Source organism: Micrococcus lylae NBRC 15355, assembly GCF_001570885.1.
GTDB classification, from domain to species: domain Bacteria; phylum Actinomycetota; class Actinomycetes; order Actinomycetales; family Micrococcaceae; genus Micrococcus; species Micrococcus lylae.
Window position 1 is genome coordinate 15,652 of record NZ_BCSN01000005.1, and the last position, 17,448, is coordinate 33,099.

The 17,448-nt window shown below is 72.9% G+C and carries 15 protein-coding genes; 14 read left to right on the forward strand and 1 reads right to left on the reverse strand.

Annotated features, from left to right (window positions below):
- The first annotated feature begins 45 nt into the window (after positions 1 to 45).
- From pnuC to hisF, 4 genes are all read left to right on the forward strand, one after another.
- Entirely contained in the window at positions 46 to 756 is a 711-nt protein-coding gene (gene pnuC, locus MLY01S_RS02230) for a nicotinamide riboside transporter PnuC (protein WP_067188892.1), read from the forward strand.
- Between the two features lie 80 nt (positions 757 to 836).
- Positions 837 to 1,100 (forward strand): phosphoribosyl-ATP diphosphatase, encoded by a 264-nt coding sequence (locus MLY01S_RS02235; protein WP_067188894.1) that lies wholly within the window; start codon positions 837 to 839, stop codon positions 1,098 to 1,100.
- Between the two features lie 19 nt (positions 1,101 to 1,119).
- Positions 1,120 to 1,968, forward strand: coding sequence for an ATP phosphoribosyltransferase (gene hisG, locus MLY01S_RS02240; RefSeq protein ID WP_067188896.1), 849 nt, complete (start codon positions 1,120 to 1,122; stop codon positions 1,966 to 1,968).
- 25 nt (positions 1,969 to 1,993) lie between these two features.
- On the forward strand, positions 1,994 to 2,764 hold the full coding sequence (gene hisF / locus MLY01S_RS02245; protein WP_067188897.1) for an imidazole glycerol phosphate synthase subunit HisF: 771 nt from the start codon (positions 1,994 to 1,996) through the stop codon (positions 2,762 to 2,764).
- A 63-nt stretch (positions 2,765 to 2,827) separates the two neighbouring features.
- Here hisF and MLY01S_RS02250 read toward each other — a convergent pair whose 3' ends face one another.
- Complete coding sequence (locus tag MLY01S_RS02250; RefSeq protein WP_067188899.1) at positions 2,828 to 3,658, reverse strand: maleylpyruvate isomerase family mycothiol-dependent enzyme; 831 nt, start codon at positions 3,656 to 3,658, stop codon at positions 2,828 to 2,830.
- A gap of 65 nt (positions 3,659 to 3,723) precedes the next feature.
- On the opposite strand from MLY01S_RS02250, the gene hisI reads away from it, so the two are divergent.
- The 10 genes from hisI (at position 3,724) to MLY01S_RS02300 (ending at position 17,349) form a co-directional block, all read left to right on the forward strand.
- Positions 3,724 to 4,164: a phosphoribosyl-AMP cyclohydrolase gene (gene hisI / locus MLY01S_RS02255; RefSeq protein WP_067188901.1), complete on the forward strand. Its 441-nt coding sequence runs from the start codon at positions 3,724 to 3,726 to the stop codon at positions 4,162 to 4,164.
- Positions 4,165 to 4,226: 62 nt separating this feature from the next.
- Positions 4,227 to 5,783, forward strand: a complete 1,557-nt coding sequence (locus MLY01S_RS02260) for a chorismate-binding protein (RefSeq protein WP_067188977.1) — start codon at positions 4,227 to 4,229, stop codon at positions 5,781 to 5,783.
- Positions 5,780 to 6,430 (forward strand): Trp biosynthesis-associated membrane protein, encoded by a 651-nt coding sequence (locus MLY01S_RS02265; RefSeq protein WP_245232069.1) that lies wholly within the window; start codon positions 5,780 to 5,782, stop codon positions 6,428 to 6,430. Before MLY01S_RS02260 ends, MLY01S_RS02265 begins: the two co-directional genes overlap by 4 nt.
- 131 nt (positions 6,431 to 6,561) lie before the next feature.
- Positions 6,562 to 6,843, forward strand: coding sequence for an HGxxPAAW family protein (locus tag MLY01S_RS02270; RefSeq protein WP_067188903.1), 282 nt, complete (start codon positions 6,562 to 6,564; stop codon positions 6,841 to 6,843).
- A gap of 11 nt (positions 6,844 to 6,854) precedes the next feature.
- Positions 6,855 to 7,661 (forward strand): indole-3-glycerol phosphate synthase TrpC, encoded by an 807-nt coding sequence (gene trpC / locus MLY01S_RS02275; protein ID WP_067188905.1) that lies wholly within the window; start codon positions 6,855 to 6,857, stop codon positions 7,659 to 7,661.
- 148 nt (positions 7,662 to 7,809) lie between these two features.
- A complete protein-coding gene (gene trpB, locus MLY01S_RS02280) occupies positions 7,810 to 9,129 on the forward strand; it encodes a tryptophan synthase subunit beta (RefSeq protein ID WP_082739539.1) in 1,320 nt (439 codons plus the stop codon).
- A complete protein-coding gene (gene trpA / locus MLY01S_RS02285) occupies positions 9,126 to 9,986 on the forward strand; it encodes a tryptophan synthase subunit alpha (RefSeq protein WP_245232068.1) in 861 nt (286 codons plus the stop codon). The genes trpB and trpA overlap by 4 nt, the downstream gene beginning before the upstream one ends.
- A 5-nt stretch (positions 9,987 to 9,991) precedes the next feature.
- A complete protein-coding gene (lgt, locus tag MLY01S_RS02290) occupies positions 9,992 to 11,035 on the forward strand; it encodes a prolipoprotein diacylglyceryl transferase (RefSeq protein WP_067188983.1) in 1,044 nt (347 codons plus the stop codon).
- A 250-nt stretch (positions 11,036 to 11,285) separates the two neighbouring features.
- Positions 11,286 to 15,896, forward strand: a complete 4,611-nt coding sequence (gltB, locus tag MLY01S_RS02295; protein ID WP_067188907.1) for a glutamate synthase large subunit — start codon at positions 11,286 to 11,288, stop codon at positions 15,894 to 15,896.
- Positions 15,889 to 17,349, forward strand: a complete 1,461-nt coding sequence (locus tag MLY01S_RS02300; RefSeq protein WP_067188909.1) for a glutamate synthase subunit beta — start codon at positions 15,889 to 15,891, stop codon at positions 17,347 to 17,349. Before gltB ends, MLY01S_RS02300 begins: the two co-directional genes overlap by 8 nt.
- Positions 17,350 to 17,448: the final 99 nt, after the last annotated feature.

A 17,448-nucleotide genomic window follows, 5' to 3' on the forward strand; every position in this document is an offset into this window, starting at 1 on the left:
GCCGACGGCCGACGCCACCGCCGACGCCGAGGAGGCGACCGCCTGATGCAGTGGCTCGTGGACCTGTTCAACTGGTACATCCCCGTCGGCGGAGGCGGCCTGCTCGTCCGCGAGGTCGTCGGCAACGTCTTCGGGCTCGCCTCGGCCCTCGGCGGCATGCGTCGCAAGGTCTGGGCGTGGCCGGTGGGCATCATCGGCAACCTGATCCTGCTGACCGTGTTCCTGTCCTCCCTGTTCGGCGGCGCCGACCATGCCACGCTGCTCGGGCAGGCCGGCCGTCAGGTCATGTTCATCGCCGTCTCGGTCTACGGCTGGGTCCGCTGGCGCCGGTCCCAGGCACACGGCGGCGGTCAGGACGGCGGCGCCATCACCCCGGAGTGGGCCGGCTGGGGCGGCCGCACCTTCCTGGCGCTCGGTATGGTCGTGGGCACGATCGCCCTGACCCCGGTGTTCCGGGCCCTCGGCTCCTGGGAGCCGGTGTGGGCGGACGCCTGGACCTTCGTCGGCTCGCTGCTGGCCACCTACGGCATGGCCAAGGGCTGGGTCGAGTTCTGGCTCATCTGGGTGGCCGTGGACGTCGTGGGTGTGCCGCTGCTGTGGTCCTCCGGCTACTACGCCTCCGCCTTCATGTACCTCTTCTACGGGGTGTTCACCCTCATCGGGTTCTTCGTCTGGGTGCGCGCCAAGGCCCACGAGAAGCCCCACGTGGAGACGCTCCTGCCGGACGGTCCGGAGGAGGAGCGCGCCGCCCGCTGACCGGCGTTCTCGCTCCGCTGCGCGTCACATAGAGACCGGGCACCGCACCCGCGGTGCCCGGCCTCGCTACGCTGGCCCCCGTGAAGACCTTCGACACCCTCTTCGACGAACTGTCCCGCAAGGCCCGGGAACGCCCCGCCGGCTCACAGACCGTGGCCGAGCTGGATGCCGGCATCCATCAGATCGGCAAGAAGGTCGTGGAGGAGGCCGCCGAGGTCTGGATGGCCTGCGAACACGAGACCGACGAGGCCGCCGCCGAGGAGATCTCGCAGCTGCTCTACCACCTGCAGGTGATGATGATCGCCAAGGGCCTCACCCTCGAGGACGTCTACCGCCACCTCTGAGTCCAGGAAGGACACCCCCATGCTCCGCATCGCCGTCCCCAACAAGGGCGCCCTGTCCGAACTGGCCATCGAGATCCTCACCGAGGCCGGCTACCACCAGCGCCGCTCGTCCCGCGAGCTCGTCCTCGTGGACCCGGAGAACCAGGTCGAGTTCTTCTACCTGCGTCCCCGCGACATCGCCGTGTACGTCGGCCAGGGGTCCCTCGACGTCGGCCTGACCGGCCGCGACCTGTTCGCCGACGCGCGCGTGAAGGACACGGCCGAGGAGATCATGGCCCTCGGCTTCGGCGCCTCCACCTTCCGTCTGGCCGCCCCGGCCGGCACCTTCACCGCCACCGCGGAGCTGGCCGGGAAACGGATCGCCACCAGCTACGACGGCCTGCTCGCCGCCTACCTGGAGAAGATCGGCCTCGACGCCGAGATCGTCCACCTGGACGGCGCCGTCGAATCGGCCGTCTCCCTCGGCGTCGCCGACGCGATCGCCGACGTGGTGGAGACCGGCAACACCCTGCGTGCCGCCGGCATGGAGGTCTTCGGCGAGCCGATCCTCGCCTCCGAGGCCATCATGATCGGCCAGACCGGCAAGCACCCCGAGGGCCTCGACGTCCTCCTGCGCCGCCTGCAGGGCGTCCTGGTCGCCCGTCGCTGGCTGATGATCGACTACGACGTGGACAAGGCCCTGCTCGAGCAGGCCACCGCCGTCACCCCCGGGCTGGAGTCCCCGACCATCTCGCCGCTGCAGGACGAGTCCATGGTCGCCGTCCGCTCCATGGTCCAGAAGGACGACGTCCACCGCGTCATGGACGAGCTGTACGTTCTCGGCGCCCGCGCCATCCTCGTGTCCGAGATCCACGCCATCCGTCTCTGAGCCGCCGACCCACAGGAGCGCCACCATGACCGTCGCCGTCCGAGTCATCCCCTGCCTGGACGTGGACGCCGGCCGCGTCGTCAAGGGCGTCAACTTCGAGAACCTGCGGGACGCCGGCGACCCGGTGGAGCTGGCCCGCCGCTACAACGCCGCCGGCGCAGACGAGCTGACCTTCCTGGACGTCACCGCCTCCACCGCGGACCGGCAGACCACCGCCGACGTGGTGACCCGCACCGCCGAGGAGGTCTTCATCCCGCTCACCGTCGGCGGCGGAGTGCGCACGGAGCAGGACGTGGCCCGCCTGCTCCGCCTCGGCGCGGACAAGGCCTCCATCAACACCGCGGCCGTCGCCCGGCCGGAGGTCATCACGCAGATCACCCGTCGCTTCGGCTCTCAGGTGCTCGTGCTGTCCCTGGACGCCCGCCGCACCACGGACCCCGGCTGCCCCTCCGGCTACGAGGTCACCACCCACGGCGGCCGCACCGGCACCGGCCTGGACGCCGTCGCCTGGTGCCGCGAGGCCGCCGAGCGCGGCGTGGGGGAGATCCTCCTGAACTCGATCGACGCCGACGGCACCCGGGACGGCTTCGACCTCGAGATGATCCGCGACGTGCGCGCGGTGACCCGGGTGCCGCTCATCGCCTCCGGCGGCGCCGGCCGTCCGGAGCACTTCCCGCCGGCCGTCGCCGCGGGCGCCGACGCGGTCCTGGCCGCCTCCATCTTCCACTTCGGCCCGGACCACATGATGGGCTCCGTCAAGGACGCCCTGCGCAAGGCCGGGCACGTCGTGCGCTGAGCGCGTCGCGGCCTGCGTGGACGGACCCCGGCGGTCGCCGCGTCCACGCCGAGTGCCCTCGGCTCAGGCGTCGACGACGTCCTCGAGGACCAGGGCGGCCGTGCGGCGGCCGAAGGCGTGCATGACGAGCTCGCCGGCGGGGCCGGCCACGTGCACGGACCGGCCGTCGTCGCCGGGGGCCTTCACCATGACGGGGGAGTTGTCCACGCGCGAGGCCGGACGCGCCCGACGCTCCAGCTCGATCCCGGTCTCCTCGGACCGGTAGAGCAGCTTCGCGCGGCGCTTCAGATGCGTGTAGAGCGTGTCCGCGTAGTCGTCGGCGAGGATGCGCGGGGCCCAGCGGTCCTTCGCACGGCGCACGTCCTCGGTGTGCACGAAGAACTCCAGCAGCTGCACCTCGTCGGCCACGGTCGTACCCATCGGGGTGCGGCGCAGCAGTGCCGCGGCACGGCTGACCAGGCCGGCGACGCGCCCTCGACTGCGACGACGGCCGCCCGCCTCCGGTGAGGCGTCGGCGGTGCCGTGGGCGCCGGAGTCGACGGGGCCGTCGTCCTGGGCCCGCTGCCCGAGGGAACCCTCCAGCGGACCGGCGGCCACACGCTCCACCAGCCGGGCATAGCCGGCCTCGTCCGCGTGGGCGTCGCCGAGGGCGATCGTCTTCTCCTGCAGTCGCTTCGCCGCCGGTGGGAGCAGCAGTCCGACGGCCAGCGGGGAGGTCTCGCGCAGCACGATGTGTGCGGCCAGGTGTTCGGTCCGCCAGCCCTCGCAGAGCGTCGGCTGCTCCGGTCCGGCATGCGTCAGCGCCTCGACCAGGGCGGCGCGCGAGGCGGCGGCGTAGTCGGTCTCGGTCACGGCGTCGCCGGGACCCTGCTGGGGGTGGTCGGAGGCAGTCACCGCCTCAACGTAGCACGGTGTCTCCGGGCCCAGGCAGGGCCCGTCGACGCCCGTAGAATGGCGGGATGACCACCGCCTCCACGTCGTCCACCGCCTCCACGCCCCCGTCCGGCGACGACGTCGCCGCCCTGGTCGAGAGCCTGTCCTTCACCGCCGACGGGCTGGTGCCGGCCATCGCGCAGCAGCATGACACCGGTGAGGTCCTCATGTTGGCGTGGGTGGACGCCGAGTCCCTGCGGCTCACCCTGGAGACCGGCTGGGCCACCTACTGGTCCCGCTCCCGCGCAGAGCTCTGGCGCAAGGGCGCGACCTCCGGACACCTGCAGCGCGTGCTCTCCGTGGCCGCCGACTGCGACCGGGACACGCTGCTGCTGCAGGTGGACCAGACCGGGCCCGCCTGCCACACGGGGACCGCGTCCTGCTTCACCGGCCGCGTCGTCGCCGAGCCGGCCGACCCGCGGTCCGACCGATCCGCCGCCGACGAGAACCGAGGAGAGACCACGTGAGCCAGCACACCGACACCCGCACCGACGCGACCGTCTCACAGGAGGCCCTCGCCGCCGCCCGCGTGCCCACCGGCGCCGTGCACCCGTCCCGCGAACGGTTCCTCGCCCTCGCCGGTGAGGCCCGCGTCATCCCCGTGATCCGCACCGTCCTGGCCGACGGCCTCACCCCGTTGGCCCTGTACCGCCGCCTTGCGGACGACCGGCCCGGCACCTTCCTCATGGAGTCTGCCGCACCCGGCGGCGTCTGGTCGCGCTACAGCTTCATCGGCGCCGGCTCCGTCGCCACCCTCACCGCCGTCGGACAGCAGGCCCACTGGCAGGGCACCCCGCCGGCCGGCCTGCCCGCCGAGGGCGACGCCCTGGAGGTCCTCGAGCAGACCCTGGCCGCCCTGGGCACCGGGGTGCGCTCTCGTGTGGGCGACGGGCTGCCCCACTTCCTCTCCGGCCTCACCGGCTTCCTCGGCTGGGACGTCATCCGCCACCTCGAGCACCTGCCGGACGGCCCGGAGGACCACCTGGGCCTGCCCGAGCTGGCGATGAACCTCGTCACCGACCTCGCAGTCCACGACGCCGCCGAGGGCACCATCACGCTCGTGGCCAACGCGATCAACGTGAACGGCCTGGCCACCGGCGCGGACGCCGCCTACGACGACGCCGTCGCCCGCCTGGAGGCCATGTCCGCGAAGCTCTCGGCCGGCGTGGACGACCCGGTCACCGCCGTCCCGGACCGCTGGCTGACGGCCACCGCCGAGCAGGTCGCGGCCGAGGCCGAGGACCGCTGGGGCGACGACGGCTTCACGGACGCCGTCGCGAAGGCCAAGGAGGCCATCGTGGACGGCGAGGTCTTCCAGGCCGTCGTCTCCCGCCGCTTCAGCGTGGACACGCAGGCCGACGGGCTGGCGGTCTACCGCGTGCTGCGCATGGTGAACCCGAGCCCCTACATGTACCTGTTCACCTTCGAGACCCCCGAGGGCGAGCCCTATCAGATCGTCGGATCCTCTCCGGAGGCCCTCGTGACCGTGCAGGACCGGCACGTGGTCACCCACCCGATCGCCGGCTCCCGGCGCCGCGGCCGCACCGCCGAGGACGATGCGCTGCTGTCCAAGGAGCTGGCCGAGGACGAGAAGGAGCGGGCCGAGCACGTCATGCTGGTGGACCTGTCCCGCAACGACCTCTCCCGGGTCTGCACGCCGGGCACGGTGAACGTCTCCCAGTTCATGCAGGTCGAGGCATTCAGCCACATCCTCCACCTCGTCTCCCACGTCGAGGGTGATGTGGCCGCCGGCCGCAGCTCCCTGGATGTGCTGAAGTCCGCCTTCCCGGCCGGGACCCTCTCCGGGGCGCCGAAGCCGCGTGCGCTGCGGCTGCTGGATCGGTGGGAGCCCACCCGGCGCGGCCCCTACGGCGGTGTGGTCGGATACTTCGACCTCGCCGGGAGCATGGACATGGCCATCAACATCCGTTCCGTGACCCTGCACCGCGGGCAGGCCCATGTGCAGGCCGGAGCCGGCATCGTGGCCGACTCCGTGCCCCAGTCCGAGGCCGACGAGACCGTCACCAAGGCCACGGCGCCGCTGCGTGCCGTGCTGACCGCGTCCGAGATGGAGGAGCTCGCATGAGCCTGGGCCGCCGCACCGTCGTCCTCGCCGCCCTGGCCGCCGGAGGACTCGTGTTGCTCGCCGCCGGGCAGACCTGGGTCCACGCCACGCGCCTGGGTTCCGGCGCCGTCGCCGAGGTCACCGCGGACGGATCCGACGCCTCGGGTGTCATCAGTGCCATGGCCTTCGTCGTCCTCGCCGCCGGACTCGCCCTGACCATCGCCCGCCGCATCGGCCGCTGGGTCGTGGGCATGCTGCTCGTCCTCGCCGGGGCCGCTCTCGCCGTCACGGCCGGGCAGGCGGTCCTCGACCCCGCCGCGGCCGCCGCGCCCGCCGTCTCCGCGGCCACCGGCACCACCGAGGCCGCCGCCGCCTACACCGTGACCTTCTGGCCGTGGGTCGCCGTCGCCGGCGGCATCCTCGCCGTCCTCGCCGGCCTGGCCTCCCTGGTGGCCGGGGGCCGCTGGTCCCACAGCCGCCGCTTCGAGGCGCCCGCCGCGGAGGGCGGCGGTGCCCTGCCGACCGGCGACGGCGAGGCCCGGGCGGCGGGCGAGGGCCAGCGTCGGGGTGCCGGGGAAGGCAGCGGGGGAGCGGACGGCGACGAGGAGGAGCTCGATCCCATGGACGCCTGGGACGAGCTCTCGGCCGGCAACGACCCCACCGGCTGATCGCGTCCGCCTGCGCGGGAGGCCGTGCGCCCTGACACCGGCCGACGCGCATTCGCGCCCCGCCGTGCCCGGCGTGGCACAATGAGAGACAGTCATCCGTCGCCGACATCGATCCACAGGGAGAGTGCCCGATGAGCCACCCCGCCCAGTCCGCCCAGACCGCCACCGCCCAGGTGACCGTCACCGAGGACGGCCGCGTGCTGAACGACCCGACCCACGCCGAGGTGCCGGGCCACGGCAACACCCCGGGCGCCTGGGCCATGTGCGCCCTCGTGGTGGTCGGCTTCGTCGCCGGGGCCATCGGCCTGTTCATCGACCAGATGATGATCGTCTGGATCGGGATCGCCGTCGCCCTGGTCGGCGTCGTGGTGGGCGTGGTGTCCGGCAGCGCCGGCTCCGGCTCGCGCCACTGAGCTCGGCCGTCGTGACCGTACTCGACGACATCATCGCAGGAGTCCGCGAGGACCTCGCCGCGCGTGAAGCCGCCGTGCCGCTGCCGGAGATGATCCGCCGCGCGGCGCAGGCGGCCCCGGCACGCGACGCCGTGGCCGCCCTCGTCGGCGGCCGCGCCGACCCGGAGGGCATCCGGGTCATCTCCGAGGTGAAGCGGTCCAGCCCCTCCAAGGGCGCGCTGGCCGACATCGCCGAGCCCGCCGAGCTGGGCCGCGCCTACGAGCGCGGGGGCGCGTCAGCGGTGTCCGTGCTCACCGAGCGGCGGCGCTTCAACGGCAGCCTCGCCGACTTCGACGCCGTTCGCGCCGCGATCGACCTGCCCATGCTCCGCAAGGACTTCACCGTCGCGGAGTACCAGATCCACGAGGCCCGCGCCCATGGCGCCGACCTCGTGCTGCTCATCGTGGCCGCCCTGGACGACGCACAGCTGCGCGACTTCCTCCAGCTCACCCACGAGCTCGGCATGAACGCCCTCGTCGAGGCCCACACCCCCGAGGAGATCGCCCGTGCCGTGGACGTGGACGCCCGCATCCTCGGCGTCAACGTGCGCAACCTGAAGACCCTCGACGTCGACCCGGACCGCTATGCCCGCCTGGCCGCAGACCTGCCCGAGCACGTCGTGCGCGTCGCCGAGTCCGGCGTCGAGTCCGCTGCCCAGGTGGAGCAGTACGCCGCCGCAGGCGCCGACGCGATCCTCGTCGGCGAGGCCCTCGTCAGGCACGGCGCCCCCGAGCAGGCCCTGCAGCAGTTCCGCGCCGCCTCGGTGCGCGCCCGCTGACCCAGACACCACCCACGCAGGAGGACCCGCCTTGTCCACCGACCCCGCCGGCACCCCCGAGCGCCCCGAGAGTCCCGAGCGCCCCGAAAGCCCCGAGAGCCTCGGCGACCAGCCGGGCCCCCACTTCGGCCGGTACGGCGGCACGTGGATGCCCGAGTCGCTCATGGCCGCCCTCGCCCAGGTCACCGAGACCTACGAGGCCGCCCGCAGGGACCCGGAGTTCCGGGCAGAGCTGAAGGACCTCTACCGGGACTACATCGGCCGCCCGTCCCTGCTCACCGAGGTGCCGCGCTTCGCCGCGGACCTGCCGGGCGTGCGGATCTTCCTCAAGCGCGAAGACCTCAACCACACCGGCTCGCACAAGATCAACAACGTCATTGGCCAGGCGCTGCTGGCCCGTCGCATGGGCAAGACCCGTCTCATCGCGGAGACCGGCGCCGGCCAGCACGGCGTGGCCACCGCCACCGCGGCGGCCCTGTTCGGCATGGAGTGCACCGTCTACATGGGCGAACAGGACACGCGTCGCCAGGCCCTCAACGTGGCCCGCATGCAGATGCTCGGCGCGGAGGTGGTCCCCGTGACCATCGGTGCCCGCACCCTCAAGGACGCCATCAACGAGGCGCTCCGAGACTGGGTGGCCTCGGTGGACACCACCCACTACCTCCTCGGCACCGTGACCGGCCCGCATCCGTTCCCCGCGATGGTCCGCTGGTTCCACTCGGTGATCGGCGAGGAGGCCCGCGCACAGGTGCTCGAGCAGACCGGCCGACTGCCGCACGCGGTGGCCGCCTGCGTCGGCGGCGGCTCCAACGCCATGGGCCTGTTCGCCGGCTTCCTGGACGACCCCGAGGTGGAGCTGTACGGCTTCGAGGCCGGCGGCGACGGCGTCGAGACCGGCCGCCACGCCGCCTCCATCACCCTGGGCCGCACCGGCGTCCTCCACGGCGCCCGCACCTACCTGATGCAGGACGAAGACGGCCAGACGATCGACTCGCACTCGATCTCGGCCGGCCTGGACTACCCGGCGGTCGGCCCCGAGCACGCCTGGCTCAACGACACCGGCCGGGCCTGCTACGAGCCCGTGACGGACACCGCCTGCATGGACGCCATGCTGCGCCTGACCCGCACCGAGGGCATCATGCCGGCGATCGAGTCCGCCCATGCGCTGGCCGGCGCCCTGTCCCTGGGCCGGCGCTGGATCGACGCCGGCGAGGTGGGAGAGCACACCCCGGCCGGCGAGGAGCGGATCATCGTCGTGAACCTCTCCGGCCGCGGCGACAAGGACGTCTCCACCGCCGCCGCCTGGTTCGGCCTCGGCACGGCCTCCGCTGCCCCGGCCTCCGACGGCGAGGACGACGGCGACGCGGATGAGACCATCCGCGCCGAGGCCGGGCTCGCGCCGGGCGAGGATCCGGCCGGAGACCAGGACGACGCCCGCACCGACGCCGACGAGGAGGTCCAGCGATGAGCACCGAGACCATGTCCGGCACCGCGGCAGCCGGCGGCTCCAAGACCGCGGCCGCGATCGAGCGGGCGCGCGCCGCCGGCCGCACCGCCTTCATCGGCTATCTTCCGGCCGGCTACCCGTCCGTGGACGAGTGCGTCGAGGCCGCCGTGGCCCTGGTCGAGAACGGCGCCGACGTCGTCGAGATCGGCCTGCCCTACACCGACCCGGTCATGGACGGCCCGGTCATCCAGGCCGCCACGCAGGCGTCCCTGGCCGCCGGCTTCCGGGTGTCCCAGGTGTTCGACATCGTCCGCCGGATCACCGAGCGCACCGACGCGGCCGTGCTGGTCATGACCTACTGGAACCTCGTGGACCGCATGGGCGCCGACGAGTTCGCCCGCCGCCTGGCCGCCGCCGGCGGCGCCGGGCTGATCACCCCGGACCTCGTGCCGGAGGAGGCCGCCGAGTGGCTGGCCGCCTCCGACCGCCACGGACTGGACCGCGTCTTCCTCACCGCCCCGTCCTCCCCGCAGTCCCGGGTGGAGCGCACGGTGGCCGACTCCCGCGGCTTCGTCTACGCCGTCTCCGTCATGGGCGTCACCGGCGCCCGCAAGGACATCTCGGACGCCGCCGCCGAGGTGGTCACGCACGCCAAGGCCGCCGGCGCGGAGAACGTCTGTGTGGGCCTGGGCATCTCCCGCCCGGAGCACATCGCCCAGATCGGCGAGTACGCCGACGGTGCGATCGTCGGCACCGCCCTGGTCAAGGCCCTCGGGGAGGGCGGCCCCGAGGCCGTGGGCCGTCTGGCCGCCGAGCTCGCCGCCGGCTGCGTCCGGGACGCCGCCGGCGCCGCCGCCGATCCGAAGGCAGGAGAGTGACCTCCATGACCGGAGTCCCGACGACGGCCGCCTCCCGGGCCGACACCCTCGCCTCGCCGTTGCTCGCCATCCCGTCCCCCGGCTGGTCCGGCTTCGAGATCGGGCCGCTGACGATCCACGCCTACGCACTGTGCATCATCGCCGGCGTCATCGCCGCGCTCTGGCTGGGCTCGATCCGGTGGCGCCGTCGCGGCGGCCCGGCCGGCCGTGTGCTGGACGTCGCCATCTGGGCGATCCCGTTCGGCTTCGTGGGCGGACGCCTCTACCACGTGTTCTCCTCGCCGGACCGGTACTTCGGGCCGAACTATGACGGCACCGGCGACCCGATCCAGATCCTCTACGTCTGGAACGGCGGTCTCGGCATCTGGGGCGCGATCGCCCTCGGCGCGGTCGGGGCCTGGATCGGGACGCGCCGCTACGGGTATCGGCTCACGGCCTTCGGCGACGCCGTCGCCCCGGGCATCCTGCTCGCCCAGGCGATCGGCCGGTGGGGCAACTGGTTCAACCAGGAGCTCTTCGGCGGACCCACCGACCAGCCCTGGGGCCTGCAGGTCGATCCCGAGCACGTCCCCTCCGGCTACGCCGAGGACACCCTGTTCCACCCGACCTTCCTGTACGAGAGCCTGTGGAACGTGATCGGCGTCGGGGTGCTGCTCCTGCTGGACCGCCGCCTGCGCCTGCGCCGTGGAGCGATGATCTGGGCCTACGTCGCCTGGTACACCCTGGGCCGCGTGTGGATCGAGATGATGCGCATCGACGACGCCCAGATGATCACCCTGTTCGGCACCACCCAGCGTCTCAACGTGTGGACGTCCCTGCTGCTGCTCGCGATCGCCCTGGTCATGTTCGCCGTCTGCCGGGTCCGGGCCCGCCGTCTCACCCAGGCCGAGGCGGACGACGTGTGGCTGCCGGGCCGCCGCGCAGAGGCGGAGGCGGCAGACCACGACGAGCCGCGTGCCGTCGTCGGGACGAGCACCGACGAGCGGAACGACGGGGACGCGGACGACGGATCCGCGACGGGCGGCTCCCACGCGGCCGACCGCGGCTGAGGACCGGACGCCGCAGCAGCGCCGACGGCGACGCACACCTGGACCGGGTCGGTCCGTCCTCTGGCGGGGCGGGCCGACCCGGTCCACATTCTGGGACCGGTGCCGTCACAGCGCGGTCCCCCGGCCTGAGGGGAGTAACGTCACTCACATCGCGGACGGGCTTCGCCGTCTGGACCACCACCGCCTCTGAGGGGCCAGCGTCGTCCCCTTCCACCGCCACGCACACCGTGGCCGTCAGGAAGGAAGCGTCATGCACGACGTGCTCGACCCGTTTCTCCGGTACTCGGATCTGCCCCCGGCGCAGGGCCTGTACGACCCCGCGAACGAGAAGGACGCCTGCGGACTCGCCGTCGTGGCCACGCTGCGCGGCACCCCGGGCCACGACATCGTCGAGCACGCCCTCACCGCCCTGCGCGCCCTCGAGCACCGCGGCGCCGTCGGTGCCGACGAGGGCACCGGCGACGGCGCAGGCCTGATCACCCAGATCCCCGACGCCTTCTTCCGGGAGGTCTCCGGCATCGAGCTGCCGGCCGCGGGCGAGTACGCCGCCGGCACCGCCTTCCTGCCGGCGGACGAGGAGCGCTGCGCGGCGGCCAAAGCGGAGATCGGCCTGCTCGCCGAACGCGAGGGCCTCCAGGTCCTGGGCTGGCGCACTGTCCCCACGGACGACTCTGTGATCGGTGACGGCGCCCGCAGCGTCATGCCCGCCTTCGAACAGCTCTTCGTCTGCCGCGTGGACGACGGCGAGCTCGACGAGCCGGGGCAGTCCCTCGACGCCCGCGCCTGGCGCCTGCGCCGTCGCGCGCAGACCGCCGGCGTGTACTTCCCCTCCCTGTCCTCCAGGACGATCGTCTACAAGGGCATGCTCTCCACCGCGCAGCTCGAGCCGTTCTACCCGGACCTGTCCGATGAGCGGTACACCACCACGCTCGGCATCGTGCACTCGCGCTTCTCCACGAACACGTTCCCCTCCTGGCCGCTGGCCCAGCCGTTCCGCGCCATCGCGCACAACGGCGAGATCAACACCGTGAAGGGCAACCGCAACTGGATGCGCGCCCGGCAGGGCGAGCTGCGCCACCCGCTGCTCGGGGAGGTGCCGGAGGAGATGTTCCCGCTGGTCACCGGACACGGCTCCGACTCCGCGTCCTTCGACGAGGTCGCCGAGCTGCTCATGCTCGCCGGGCGCCCCCTCTCCCACGCGATCATGATGATGGTGCCGGAGGCGTGGGAGAACCATCCCACCATGGACCCGGCCCGCAAGGCGTTCTACCAGTACCACTCGATGCTCATGGAGCCGTGGGACGGTCCGGCGGCGATCGCCTTCACCGACGGCGTCCAGGTCGGCTCCGTCCTGGACCGCAACGGCCTGCGACCCGCGCGCTACTGGCAGACCGAGGACGGACTCGTGGTGCTCGCCTCCGAGGTCGGCGTGCTGCCGATCGACCCGGCCACCGTGGTCCGCAAGGGCCGCGTGAAGCCCGGCCGCATGTTCCTGCTGGACACCGCCCAGGGACGCATCATCCCGGACACCGAGCTCAAGGCCGAGATCGCCGCGTCCCAGCCGTGGGCGCAGTGGGTGCAGGAGTCGCTCCTGGACCTGGACTCCCTGCCGGCCCGCGAGCGCGTCAGCCACGGCGCCGACTCCGTCCGCCTGCGCCAGCGCATCTTCGGCTACACGCTCGAGGACCTGCGCCTGCTCATCAAGCCGATGGCCACCACCGGCGCCGAGCCGCTGGGCGCCATGGGCACCGACACCCCGATCGCCGCGATCGCCGAGCGCTCCCGCCTGCTCTTCGACTACTTCACGCAGTCCTTCGCGCAGGTGACCAACCCGCCGTTGGACGCGATCCGGGAGGAACAGGTCACCTCCATGCGCACCTGCATCGGCCCGCAGGCGAACCTGCTGGCGCAGGGCCAGTCGCGCACCACGGCGATCGACCTGCCGTTCCCCGTGATCGACAACGATCAGCTGGCCCGCATCGCCCATGTGCGCTCCTCCGACGGCACCCGCCGCGCCCTGAAGGTCAAGGGCCTCTACCGGGTGGCCGGCGGCGCCGAGGAGATGCGCACCCGCATCAAGGAGATCTGCGAGCAGGTCTCCGCAGCCGTCCAGCGCGGCATCGCGTACGTGATCCTCTCCGACCGGGACGCCAACGCACAGTGGGCGCCCATCCCGTCCCTGCTGCTGACCTCCGCCGTGCACCACCACCTGCTCGCCTCCGCCTCCCGCACCCGCACCTCGCTGCTGGTCGAGGCCGGCGACGTCCGCGAGGTCCATCACGTGGCCGTACTCATCGGCTACGGCGCCTCCGCCGTGAACCCCTATCTGGCGATGGAGTCCGCCGAGGAGCTCGTGCGGGACGGGTCCCTGCCGGGCGTCACCGCTCAGCAGGCCGTGGCCAACCTCATCACGGGCCTCGGCAAGGGCGTGCAGAAGATCATGTCCAAGATGGGCATCTCCACCGTGGCCTCCTACTGCGGCGCCCAGACCTTCGAGGCGGTCGGCCTGTCCCGGCGCTTCGTGGACCGCTACTTCACCGGGACCAGCTCACCGATGGACGGCGTGGGCCTGGCGTACATCGCCTCGGAGGTCGAGGCCCGCCACGCGGACGCATTCCCGGCCGACGGCAACGACCCGCGGCCGGACGCCCCGCTGGACGCCGGCGGCGAGTACCAGTGGCGCCGCGAGGGCCCGCCGCACCTGTTCGACCCGGAGACCGTCTTCCGGCTGCAGCACTCCACGCGCGAGCGCCGCTACGACGTGTTCAAGGACTACACGCGCCGGGTGGACGACCAATCCGCAGAGCTCATGACCCTGCGCGGCCTGATGCGGCTGAAGACCGGACAGCGCCCGCCCGTGCCGGTCGCCGAGGTCGAGCCGGTCGAGTCGATCGTCACGCGCTTCTCCACCGGCGCCATGTCCTACGGCTCCATCTCCCAGGAGGCCCACGAGACCCTGGCGATCGCCATGAACCGCCTCGGCGCCCGCTCCAACTCCGGCGAGGGCGGCGAGGACCCGGAGCGCCTTCTGGACCCCGAGCGCCGCTCGGCCATCAAGCAGATCGCCTCCGGCCGCTTCGGCGTCACCAGCCTCTACCTGGCCACCGCCTCGGACCTGCAGATCAAGATGGCCCAGGGCGCCAAGCCCGGCGAGGGCGGCCAGCTCATGGGCTCCAAGGTCTATCCGTGGGTGGCGACCACCCGGCACTCCACCCCGGGCGTCTCCCTGGTCTCCCCGCCGCCGCACCACGACATCTACTCCATCGAGGACCTGGCGCAGCTGATCCACGACCTGAAGCGCTCCAACCCGAAGGCGCGCGTCCACGTGAAGCTCGTCTCCGAGTCCGGCGTGGGCACCGTGGCCGCGGGCGTGACCAAGGCGAAGGCCGACGTCGTGCTCATCTCCGGCCACGACGGCGGCACCGGCGCCTCCCCGCTGAACTCCCTCAAGCACGCCGGCACCCCCTGGGAGCTCGGCCTGGCCGAGGCGCAGCAGACCCTCATGCTCAACGGGCTGCGCGACCGCGTCACCGTGCAGGTGGACGGCCAGCTCAAGACCGGCCGCGACGTGGTGGTGGCCGCCCTGCTCGGCGCCGAGGAGTTCGGCTTCGCCACCGCCCCGCTGGTGGTCTCCGGATGCATCATGATGCGCGTCTGCCACCTGGACACCTGCCCGGTGGGCGTGGCCACCCAGAACCCGGAGCTGCGCACGCGGTTCACCGGCAGGCCCGAGTTCGTGGTCAACTTCTTCGAGTACATCGCCCAGGAGGTGCGCGAGCTGCTCGCCGAGCTCGGCTTCCGGAGCCTGGACGAGGCCATCGGACACCGCGAGCTGCTCGAGGTGGACGAGGCGCTGCGCCACTTCAAGACCCGCGGCCTCGACCTGTCCGGGGTGCTGGGCTCCGGCGCCGCCGACTCCTTCGACGAGTCCGTGGCCCACCGCCGCACCGGAGGCCAGGACCACGGACTCGCCGAGCAGCTGGACAACAGGTGGCTCGAGGCGGTCGCCCCCGCCGTCGAGACCGGCGAGGCGGTGTCCGTGGAGGACACCGTGAAGAACACGGACCGCTCCGTCGGCACCCTGCTCGGCTACCACGTGACGAGTGCCCGGCTGCAGGACGAGCTGGCCGAGGACACCATCACGGTGTCCCTGACCGGCGAGGCCGGCCAGTCCTTCGGAGCCTTCATCCCGTCCGGCGTCACCCTGCACCTGGAGGGCGACGCCAATGACTACGTGGGCAAGGGCCTGTCCGGCGGGCGCATCGTGCTCCGCCCGGACCGCCGCGCCCCGCTGGTGGCGGAGGACAACATCATCGCCGGCAATGTGGTCGGCTACGGCGCCACGAGCGGCGAGATGTTCCTGCGCGGCCGCGTGGGCGAGCGCTTCCTGGTCCGCAACTCAGGCGCCACGGCGGTGGCCGAGGGCATCGGCGACCACGGGCTGGAGTACATGACCGGCGGCCGAGCCCTCGTGCTCGGCCCGACCGGCCGCAACGTGGCCGCGGGCATGTCCGGCGGCGTGGCCTGGATCCTGGACCTGGACGAGACGCGGATCAACCCGCTGGCCGTCAAGGAGTCCGGGCTGCTGCTCGGCGTCCCCGAGGAGGCGGACCGGGAGCAGATCACGCAGCTGCTGCGCCGGCACCACGAGCTCACCGACTCGGCCGTGGCGGCCGGGATGCTCGAGACGATCGACGGCGGCGACGCCGACGCGGTCGAGGCGCTGTGGCAGCGGTTCACCACGGTGCTGCCCCGGCAGTACGCGGCCGTGCAGGCCCTGCGCGCCGAGTGCGAAGACAACGGCATGGACCCGGACGGCGACGCCGCCTGGGCTCGGATCCTGGAGGTGACCCGTGGCTGACCCGCGCGGATTCCTGAACCATCGCGAGCGCCAGGAGCGCCCGACCCGGCCGGTGCCGGTGCGCATCATGGACTACAAGGACGTCTACGTCCGCCAGGACGAGGCGATCGTGCGCACGCAGGCCACACGCTGCATGGACTGCGGAGTGCCGTTCTGCCACGCCGGCTGCCCCCTGGGCAACCTGATCCCGGACTGGAACGACCTGGTGCGCCGCGGCCGCTGGGAGGAGGCGGCCGCGCGCCTGCATGCGACGAACAACTTCCCGGAGATCACCGGGCGCATCTGCCCGGCGCCCTGCGAGTCCTCGTGCGTGCTCGGCATCAATCAGCCGGCCGTGACCATCAAGCAGGTCGAGGCCTCCATCGCCGAGCAGATCTTCGAGAACGACTGGCTGCCTCCGCACCGGCCGCACCGCCAGAACGGGCACACGGTGGCCGTCGTCGGCTCGGGCCCGGCCGGCCTGGCCGCCGCCCAGCAGCTCACCCGCGCCGGCTACACGGTCGCCGTGTACGAGCGCGACGACCGCGTCGGCGGCCTGCTGCGCTACGGCATCCCGGACTTCAAGCTGGAGAAGGACGTCATCGACCGCCGCATCGCCCAGATGGAGGCCGAGGGCACCCGCTTCCGCACCGGTGTGGAGATCGGCACGGACATCGCCTGGGACGAGCTGAAGGACTCCTTCGACGCGGTCGTGGTGGCCACCGGCGCCCCGGTCGGCCGCGACCTGCCCATCCCGGGCCGGGGCCTCGAGGGCATCCACCTGGCCATGGACTACCTGGTCCCCGTCAACCGGCGGGTGGCCGGCGGCGAGCAGGAGCAGATCAGCGCCGAGGGCCGCCACGTGGTCATCCTCGGCGGCGGCGACACCGGCGCCGACTGCATCGGCACCGCCCACCGCCAGGGCGCCGCCTCGGTCACCACCCTGGCGATCGGCAGGCAGCCGCCGTCGCAGCGCCCGTCCCACCAGCCGTGGCCGACCGTCCCGACCCTGTTCGAGGTCGCCTCGGCCCACGCCGAGGGCGGCGAGCGGACCTACCTGGCCAGCACCGTCGAGTTCCTCGGGGACGAGCGGGGCCGCGTGCGCGCACTGAAGGTCGCCGAGACCGAGTACCTGCCGGACGGCTCCCGCTCCCCGAAGGCCGGCACCGAGCACGAGATCCCGGCGGACCTGGTCCTGCTCGCCCTCGGCTTCATCGGCGTGGAGCAGGAGGCCATCACGGAGCAGACCGGGGTGCAGGTCACGCGCGGCGTGCTCGGCCGCGACGACGCCTTCCAGACCGCCGAGCCGGGTGTCTTCGTCTGCGGCGACGCCGGCCGCGGCGCCTCCCTGGTGGTCTGGGCCATCGCCGAGGGCCGTGCCACCGCCACAGCCGTGGACGAGTTCCTCACCGGCGAGCCCTCGGACCTGCCGGCCCCCGTGAAGCCGCGCGACCGCGGCCTCGTCCTCGGCTGACCCGAGCCCGGCCGTCGGGCTGACCTGGGCCCTTCCGTCCCGGTCCGCCCGCAGGCCGGCCCCGTCCCGACGACGGCCGCGCACCCCCGGCGCGGGGCC